Source organism: Microcoleus sp. LEGE 07076 (assembly GCF_015207455.1).
Taxonomy (GTDB): Bacteria; Cyanobacteriota; Cyanobacteriia; order Cyanobacteriales; family Microcoleaceae; genus Microcoleus.
The window spans coordinates 24,788-32,737 of record NZ_JADEWV010000058.1 but is presented as its reverse complement, the minus strand read 5'-3'; the positions used below and the strand labels follow the sequence as shown (position 1 = coordinate 32,737).

Here is a 7,950-nt window from a genome sequence, read left to right as displayed (position 1 = left end):
GCCAAAACCAGCGCCGCCAGCCACACTTTAGGCGTAGCCGAACCCTCCGCCAGCAAAATTGCGGCCCACAGCCAATCCGCACCCCAGATTAAAGCCCACATCCACAGCGGGGCCTCGGATTTCGTCAAAATGCAGCCCGTCACAGCGTAACTCGCCGCGGCCATCGCCAGCGGCCCCCAAGGGAAAGTTAAACTGTTTTGAGATGGCTGCGGTTTGGAGTATTGAGTCGGAAACTCTCTTTTGTTTTTCCGGGTAAGGTTTAGATAGTTTTGAGATGGGCGCGCTTTCCTCGCCGCGCTGCGCCCCAATGGCTTTCTTGTCCGCGACGCTTCCCGATTTTTAGCGGTAAATCGTTTGTTGCTTGAAGAGTTGTTTTGAGTTGAAAATTTTTTGGAGGAGGCTTTGGGGCGGGTTTGACGGCGCTGGGAACCATGCCTGGCGGCTGATTTTCCAGAACGCCTTCTCAGTGGCTTTTCCGGCGGCGCAGGGGGTGGTGGCTGCTGCTGAAACTGTTTGTCGATCGACCTCGATTCCGGCTGACTCAGAAACAACACTAACTCTTCGTAAGCTTGATTAATTTCTGTTAATCTTTGTTCAGCTTTTTGTTGCAGGCGATCGTTGTGGGCCAATCTATCGGGATGCCACACAAACGCTAAATCCCTGTAGGCGCGTTTAATTTCTTCTAAGGAAGCTCCAGGCTCTATTTCGAGGATTTCGTAGCATCGATTAATATCAGCCATAGGCTTCGATCGGCAGGTGTTGATAAATTTGCATGAAGCGAAGCTATCCCGAGCGGGAATCGTACTTCTTATCTTCTAGCATTCTCAGGCAAGCTGCACAATCAGCCGATCGCGATCGAGCGTCAAGCGTTCTCAAGTCTGCTGGCGAGTCGAGTTTCCGATTGAAAAAAATTTGAGATTTTCGATTTGAGAATTGCCAATGACTGATTGTACAAAGGTTTAGAGCTTATTTTCAGTTGCGTTATTTTTTTTAACTGGCATGACAACTGGCTACAATAAAAAAATACTTTCGTGCGATCGCTATTTGTGTCAGTGTCGGCAAATCAAGTTCCCACCTTCATCCTAGTTGACGGCCACTCCCTGGCCTTTCGCTCCTACTTCGCCTTCGCCAAAAGTCGAGACGGAGGTTTGCGAACTACCACAGGCATTCCCACCAGCGTCTGTTTTGGCTTTCTCAAGTCGCTGCTGGAAGTCATGGCCGCCCACGATCCCCAGTACATGGCGATCGCCTTTGACCTCGCCACGCCCACTTTTCGCCACGAAGCAGACCAAACTTACAAGGCCGGTCGTGCGGAAACACCCGAAGATTTTATCCCCGATCTCAAAAACCTGCAAGAACTGCTCACCTATCTCAATTTACCAGCAGTCACCGCTCCGGGTTTCGAGGCAGACGATGTTTTGGGAACTTTAGCCAACAAAGCCAGCGCCGCCGGTTATCAGGTCAAAATCCTGACGGGCGATCGAGATTTGTTTCAATTAGTAGAAACCGAAAAAAACATCAGCGTGTTATATTTGAGTACCGAGGAACTCAGGCGATCGGGAAAAGGCAAATCCCAAGAATACGGCCCGGAAGAAGTCAAAGCCAAACTCGGTATTTTGCCCGCACAAGTAATAGATTACAAAGCCCTCTGCGGCGACAAATCCGATAACATTCCCGGAGTTAAAGGCATCGGCGATAAAACCGCCCTGCAATTGCTAGAAGCTTACAACACCCTCGACGGCATTTATGCTGCGATAGACGAGATTAAAGGCGCAACCAAAAAAAAGCTAGAAGAAGGCAAAGAAGCTGCTTATCATTCTCAGCGCTTGGCGACAATTGTCCAAGAAGTTCCCTTAGAAATCAACTTAGAGGATTGCGAACTTACAGGTTTTGATGAATCAGCCTTGATTTCGATGCTGGAAAAACTGGAATTCAAGACATTTTTAAGCAAAGTAAAACAAATTCAAAAACGGTTTGGCGGTGTAGAAGAACCATTAGAAAAGGGCGGGCAAGATGCCCACCCCACAATCAATTCACTGGAGAGTGGAACAGGCAAGATGCCTGTTGTTTTGGGCGGGCAAGATGCCCACCCCACAATCAATTCACTGGAGAGTGGAACAGGCAAGATGCCTGTTGTTTTGGGCGGGCAAGATGCCCACCCCACAATCAATTCACTGGAGAGTGGAACAGGCAAGATGCCTGTTGTTTTGGGCGGGCAAGATGCCCACCCCACAATCAATTCACTGGAGAGTGGAACAGGCAAGATGCCTGTTGCCGACAGTGGAACAGGCAAGATGCCTGTTGCTTTGGGCGGGCAAGATGCCCACCCCACAATAGATAAGTCACCTCAAACAGGTGAAAGTTCAGAAGCAGATGAATTGTGGTTTTGGAGTCATGATGACACCAAAGCCGCCCAGCAAGCAAACAAATTACCCATTAAACCCCGAATAATTCAAACAACCGAACAGTTAAACGAATTAGTTCAACTGCTGGAAACTTTCACCGACAAAACCTCACCCGTGGCGTGGGATACCGAAACCACCGCCCTCGAACCGCGAGATGCCGAATTAGTCGGAATTGGCTGCTGTTGGGGAACCGGTGAAGAGGATGTCGCTTACATTCCCACGGGACACAAAACTGGTAAAAACTTGGACAAAGCTACAGTTTTAAATGCTTTGCGTCCGATTTTGTCAAGCGAGAATTATCCCAAGGCGCTGCAAAATGCTAAATTCGATCGATCGATCCTGCGCTGTCAGGGAATCAAACTAGCCGGAGTCATCTTCGACACCATGCTAGCCAGTTACGTACTCAATCCAGAAACCAGCCACAGTCTCAGCGAATTGTCAAGGAAATACTTAGGTATTGTCGCAACAAGTTACAATGAATTAGTACCCAAAAACAAAACAATTGCTGACATCAGCATTGTCAAAGTAGCTGACTACTGCGGCATGGATGTTCACACCACATTTGGGTTAGTAGGTAAACTGAGAACCGAATTAGATAAAGCTGATGAAGCTAACTTTCCAGATAAGTCTTTGCACAAGTTGCTGCTGGAAGTTGAACAGCCCCTAGAACCAATTTTAGCAGAAATGGAATACTGCGGAATTCGCATTGATGCAGCTTATCTCAACACACTTTCGCAGCAGCTAGAAAAAAGCTTAGCAGAAATAGAAGAAAAAACTTATGCCGCAGCGGGGAGAAAGTTTAATTTAGGTTCCCCAAAACAACTCAGCGAAATCTTGTTAGAAAAAATACCCGATGAGTTTCAGAAAAAGTCTCGCAAAACCAAAACAGGATACTCTACAGACGCGGCTGTTTTGGATAAATTGCAAGGAGACCACCCGATTGTAGACGATTTATTAGAACACCGAACATTATCTAAGTTGAAATCAACTTATGTCGATGCTTTGCCGCAGTTAGTGCGTGTCGATACCGGGCGAGTACATACAGATTTCAACCAAGCTGCAACTGGTACGGGCAGGCTTTCTTCTTCCAATCCAAATTTACAAAATATTCCCATCCGCACCGAGTTTTCGCGACAAATTCGCAAGGCTTTTTTACCGGAAGCAGGTTGGCTGATGGTGTCGGCTGACTATTCTCAAATTGAGCTGCGAATTTTGGCTCATTTGAGCCAAGAACCTGTGTTAATTGAAGCTTACCAAAATAACCGAGATGTGCATACCGTGACGGCTCAACTGTTGTTTGAAAAAGAGGAAGTAACGCCGGACGAAAGACGGTTTGGCAAAACGATTAATTTTGGGGTAATCTATGGTATGGGGGCGATTAAGTTTGGTCGTTCGATGGGCAAAACTTCAGCAGACGGTAAAAAATTCATTGAACGATTTAACGAGCGTTACAGTAAGGTTTTTGAATTTTTGGAGAAAGTAAAAAAAGAGGCGATCGCCCTCGGATACGTTACCACAATACTCGGCCGCCGCCGCTATTTAAAATTCCAGAGTCAAAGCATCCTGGACTTAAAAGGCCGCAATCCCCAAGACATTCACTCCGATAGACTTAAATCTCTCAGCAGAGATGACGCGCAATCTTTGCGCGCCGCAGCCAACGCTCCCATTCAAGGCTCCAGTGCTGATATCATTAAACTTGCCATGATTGAGGTAGACAAAATTTTGCAAAACTATCAGGCGCGGCTGCTGCTGCAAGTGCACGATGAATTAATCTTTGAAGTACCTCCCGATGAATGGGAAGAATTGCAGCCGAAAATTAGAACGGCGATGGAAAATGCTCTGCCGCTTAGCGTACCGCTAATAGTTGACATCCACGCGGGGCAAAATTGGATGGAGACTAAATAAACAGAGAAAATTATGAACCCAAATAAAATCGCCCTTGCCGCTAAAATCACCCGCTTGAGTGCAGTTGTTCTGCTGTTCCTACTTTCTGGATGTCCGCAAAAGCTACCGCCCAACAATTATGCTGTGAAACGAGTCAGCGACGGCGACACCCTTGTCGCCAGCGATAGCGACGGGAAGGATATCAAAGTGCGTTTTGCCTGTATAGATGCACCGGAAGTCCCCCACACCAACGCTGAAAAAAACAGCAAAAAAGCAGCAGATAAAAATCAGTTTAAGTGGGGTACGCAAGCATACCAAAAAATGGAGCAGCTAGTAAAAGAAGGAGGCGGTCGCGTTGTTTTGACCGTTACCGATACCGACCGCTACGGCCGCAAAATTAGCGAAGTTCGTCTGCCAAACGGTAAATTTGCCCAAGAAGTTTTGGTTCGAGAAGGATTAGCAATGGTTTACGTTCCTTACTTAAAAAACTGTCCGAGTGCAAGTATTGTGCAACAAGCGGAAGCCGAAGCTAAGAAAAATCGCCGCGGCGTTTGGGGAGATTCTAAGTTTGTTCCCGCTTGGAAGTTTCGCAAGAAATGATTTAGTGATTAGTCAGTTGTTAGTTGGCAATTGTTAATTGTTAGTTGTTATTAGTCAACACTCAACAGTCAACAGTCAACAGCCAACAATTCCCCATTCCCCATTCCCAATTTCCAATTCCCTGTTTGGCCAATTCGCAACAGATGTGATAGGCTCCAGATAACTCAATAGACAGCCGCCAAAAGGGGTCTATTGCAATCACCCAAAATTAGCTTTAAGGGACATCAATGAAGATCAAAAATCTGGTTATTTCTGGTATGGCGCTGCTGCTAGGTACTGCAATTGTAGGCAATGCGATCGCTCAAGAACTGACAGACAGCCAAAAAACGGTTGTTTGTCGCTTGAAAACAGAAGTTGACCAGCGTTCTAGGAGCGGTCAAAAATTAGTATTTGTGCCGTTGCTGGGCCAAGTTCGCAAGCAAGTTTCATCTCCGTTTAGAGCCACGCTGCATCCAGATACAGAGTATACTTTTGTTGCCACTTGCGACGGCAATTGCCAGGATTTAAACCTAACTCTCAAGGATGCCAACGGTCAAGAAATTGGTACGAGTCAAAAGACTGGTGAACTGTCTTCAATCTCTTTTACTCCGCCATCCCAAGGCGAATATCAAATCACTGCTAAGCCTGGGGAATGCACGACGGCAGAGGGTTGCAGTTTCGGCATGGGAATCTTCGTTCCTACTTCTGCTAGCGTACCTAATGCTTCAAAAATTCCTGCTGAAATAGCACAATTTAAACTTTGCCAGTAGAGGAACAGCGATAATTTTTGGGTTGCGAGTAGAGGGGAGTTTTCGATCGCGAATCTAACTGCTAACTTGCAACTTATAACTCGCTTTTTGTATAACTGAGGATCGGATCGATCGGGTACTGGTACAGATTTGAGATTGAAAAATTGGGGAATTGAAGAATTTTAGATTAATCGATCAATTCCTCAGTCAGTTGACAACCGCTATAGTTGGTCGATCGTAACTGCTGTCAACTGTCAAGCCGATCGAGCTGTGGAACCCTGCAAAGACCCGATAACTGCCGAAATCCGGGCCGAAGCAAGAACTTTATTTACCCTCACCCAGGCATCAATTAGAATGTAGGTAGTGCCTATAAGGGTGATGAGTAAATTCCCCATGTCTTTAACCTTAGCCTTGAAAAATCAACTGCATAACGCTCCTCAAATAGGGTTGAAAAGTCTGTTTGGCCGCTTGGGTATCAGGCAGAAAATCGGCTGCGGATACGCCTTGGTCATTGGTATTGCGATTTTGGGTGCTGTGGCGGGACGGGGAGTAGAATCCTATCACAAGCAGCAAGTTAGAGAAAAACTGGCGATCGATCGAGATAAAGCAGAAATCTTGACTAATCTTAATAATACAGTACAGGAAGTCAGAATTCACCAGCAAGAGCTGGCGGTAAGCGTGACAAAACCGGAAATTTTCGATCGCCAACGCTCGGAATTTCTAACACGTGTTGCTCAGATGAGTGGTATCCTAGAACAACTGCAAACCCTGCCACCGACAAAAAATCCCGAAATTGCCAAAGACTACCAAATGCTTCAAAAGTTCGGTCAAGTCAACGGCAAGACGGTAGAATCATACTTTCAACAAGTACAAAAATTGTTGGCGACTGCGAAATTATCAGCTTTGAATCCGCAGCAGCGGCAGGTTTTCGGGCGCAACTTGAACAATTTTGTGAGTGGTGAAACCGCTTTAAAACTTCAACAGTTTTCGGAGGATTCAGCCAAACTCGCAGAGAATTTTCGCGATCGAGCAGACGAAGAATTTAGAACCTACGAGAATGCAGAAAAACTCGGAACTCTGGTGCTCGTTGGCTCTCTGTTGGTATCGGCCGCGATCGCAGCCATACTTGCAGCATACACCAGTGCGGCGATCGCCCGCCCCTTAGAAGCCACCACCCTGATCGCTCAGCGAGTCACAGAAGAATCCAACTTCGATTTGCAAGTACCCGTCACTACTTCCGACGAAGTAGGAGTGCTAGCAACTTCCCTCAACGAACTCATTCAGCGGGTAGCAGAATATACAGAAGACTTGCACGAAGCAAAAGTAGCAGCCGAAGCCGCCAACCGCTCGAAAAGTGCATTTCTAGCCAACATGAGCCACGAACTCCGCACCCCCCTCAACGCCATCATCAACTACAGCGAAATGCTGCAAGAAGATGCTCAAGATTCCGGTTCCGAAGACTTTCTCCCAGACTTAGAAAAAATTCAAACCGCAGGCAAACATTTGCTCGACATGATCAGCGACATCCTCGACATTTCCAAAATAGAAGCCGGCCACGTCACGCTTTATTTGGAAAACTTCGACGTAGCGACAATGATTGAAGAAGTGATAACTACGGCTCAACCCCTAGTAGAAAAAAAAGGCAATGCTTTAGCGCTGAAAACCAAAGGCGAACTCGGCACAATGTACGCCGACCAACCGAAAGTCCGGCAAATTCTGCTCAACTTGCTCAGCAACGCTGCCAAATTTACTGAAAAAGGCGTGATTACTATCGGCGTTGAAAGAATTAAAAATGAAAAATTGAAAGCTTCGAGAAAAAACAAAAATAAGGATTGTAACTCTGGTACAAACTACAGTTCTCAAATTTTGATTTTTCGAGTCAGCGATACTGGCATTGGCATGACGAACGAGCAATTAGAGCAGATATTCAAACCTTTTACCCAAGCTGATGCTTCGACTACTAAGAAGTATGGAGGCACGGGTTTGGGATTGACAATTAGCCAGCGTTTGTGTCAAATTCTCGGCGGCGAAATTAGCGTTGAAAGCGAGGACGGGAAAGGCTCAACTTTTATTGTCAGTCTCCCGGAACGGGTGGTGATGCAAGCTTGAATTCAGTTGGCAGTTGGCAGTTGGCAGTTGGCAGTTGGCAGTTGGCAGTTGGCAGTTGGCAGTTGGCAGTTGGCAGTTGGCAGTTAACAGTCAACAGTGAATGTACTATTCCGATGAAGAGAGGATTTGATATCATTAGCCGTAGGGTGCGTCGCGATCGACAATTCTTAAAAAATCAACAATCTCGGAGCGACGCAGCGGTGCAAAATTAATCAGTCATATCA

At 46.4% G+C, this 7,950-nt stretch carries 8 protein-coding genes; 6 read left to right on the top strand and 2 right to left on the bottom strand.

The window, feature by feature from the left end; all coding sequences use genetic code 11:
- Nucleotides 1–740: J domain-containing protein (locus IQ270_RS12210; RefSeq protein WP_193973477.1), on the bottom strand; the 740-nt coding region annotated here is incomplete at its 3' end.
- A 32-nt stretch (nt 741–772) separates the two neighbouring features.
- Here IQ270_RS12210 and IQ270_RS12205 point away from each other — a divergent pair.
- The 4 genes from IQ270_RS12205 to IQ270_RS12190 all read left to right on the top strand — a co-directional run bounded on the left by IQ270_RS12205 (nt 773) and on the right by IQ270_RS12190 (nt 5,638).
- The gene (locus IQ270_RS12205) at nt 773–916 is read left to right on the top strand and encodes a hypothetical protein (protein ID WP_193973476.1); all 144 of its coding nucleotides are present in this window, start codon (nt 773–775) and stop codon (nt 914–916) included.
- Between the two features lie 115 nt (nt 917–1,031).
- Nucleotides 1,032–4,310 carry a DNA polymerase I gene (gene polA / locus IQ270_RS12200; protein WP_193973475.1) on the top strand — a complete coding sequence of 1,093 codons (3,279 nt, stop codon included), beginning with the start codon at nt 1,032–1,034 and terminating at the stop codon, nt 4,308–4,310.
- A 12-nt stretch (nt 4,311–4,322) separates the two neighbouring features.
- Nucleotides 4,323–4,889, top strand: coding sequence for a thermonuclease family protein (locus tag IQ270_RS12195; protein WP_193973474.1), 567 nt, complete (start codon nt 4,323–4,325; stop codon nt 4,887–4,889).
- Nucleotides 4,890–5,116: 227 nt separating this feature from the next.
- Nucleotides 5,117–5,638, top strand: coding sequence for a hypothetical protein (locus IQ270_RS12190; protein WP_193973473.1), 522 nt, complete (start codon nt 5,117–5,119; stop codon nt 5,636–5,638).
- 233 nt (nt 5,639–5,871) lie between these two features.
- Here IQ270_RS12190 and IQ270_RS12185 read toward each other — a convergent pair whose 3' ends face one another.
- A complete protein-coding gene (locus tag IQ270_RS12185; RefSeq protein WP_193973472.1) occupies nt 5,872–6,012 on the bottom strand; it encodes a hypothetical protein in 141 nt (46 codons plus the stop codon).
- On the opposite strand from IQ270_RS12185, the gene IQ270_RS12180 reads away from it, so the two are divergent.
- Nucleotides 6,011–7,726: a HAMP domain-containing sensor histidine kinase gene (locus tag IQ270_RS12180; RefSeq protein ID WP_193973471.1), complete on the top strand. Its 1,716-nt coding sequence runs from the start codon at nt 6,011–6,013 to the stop codon at nt 7,724–7,726. The genes IQ270_RS12185 and IQ270_RS12180 overlap by 2 nt on opposite strands.
- A complete protein-coding gene (locus tag IQ270_RS12175; RefSeq protein ID WP_193973470.1) occupies nt 7,723–7,938 on the top strand; it encodes a hypothetical protein in 216 nt (71 codons plus the stop codon). Before IQ270_RS12180 ends, IQ270_RS12175 begins: the two co-directional genes overlap by 4 nt.
- The last annotated feature ends 12 nt before the right edge of the window (nt 7,939–7,950 follow it).

Coding starts and splice junctions, on each gene's coding strand:
- IQ270_RS12205 (WP_193973476.1), top strand. CDS start 773: ATGAAGCGAAGCTATCCCGAGCGGGAATCGTACTTCTTATCTTCTAGC.
- IQ270_RS12195 (WP_193973474.1), top strand. CDS start 4,323: ATGAACCCAAATAAAATCGCCCTTGCCGCTAAAATCACCCGCTTGAGT.
- IQ270_RS12190 (WP_193973473.1), top strand. CDS start 5,117: ATGAAGATCAAAAATCTGGTTATTTCTGGTATGGCGCTGCTGCTAGGT.
- IQ270_RS12180 (WP_193973471.1), top strand. CDS start 6,011: ATGTCTTTAACCTTAGCCTTGAAAAATCAACTGCATAACGCTCCTCAA.
- IQ270_RS12185 (WP_193973472.1), bottom strand. CDS start 6,012: ATGGGGAATTTACTCATCACCCTTATAGGCACTACCTACATTCTAATT.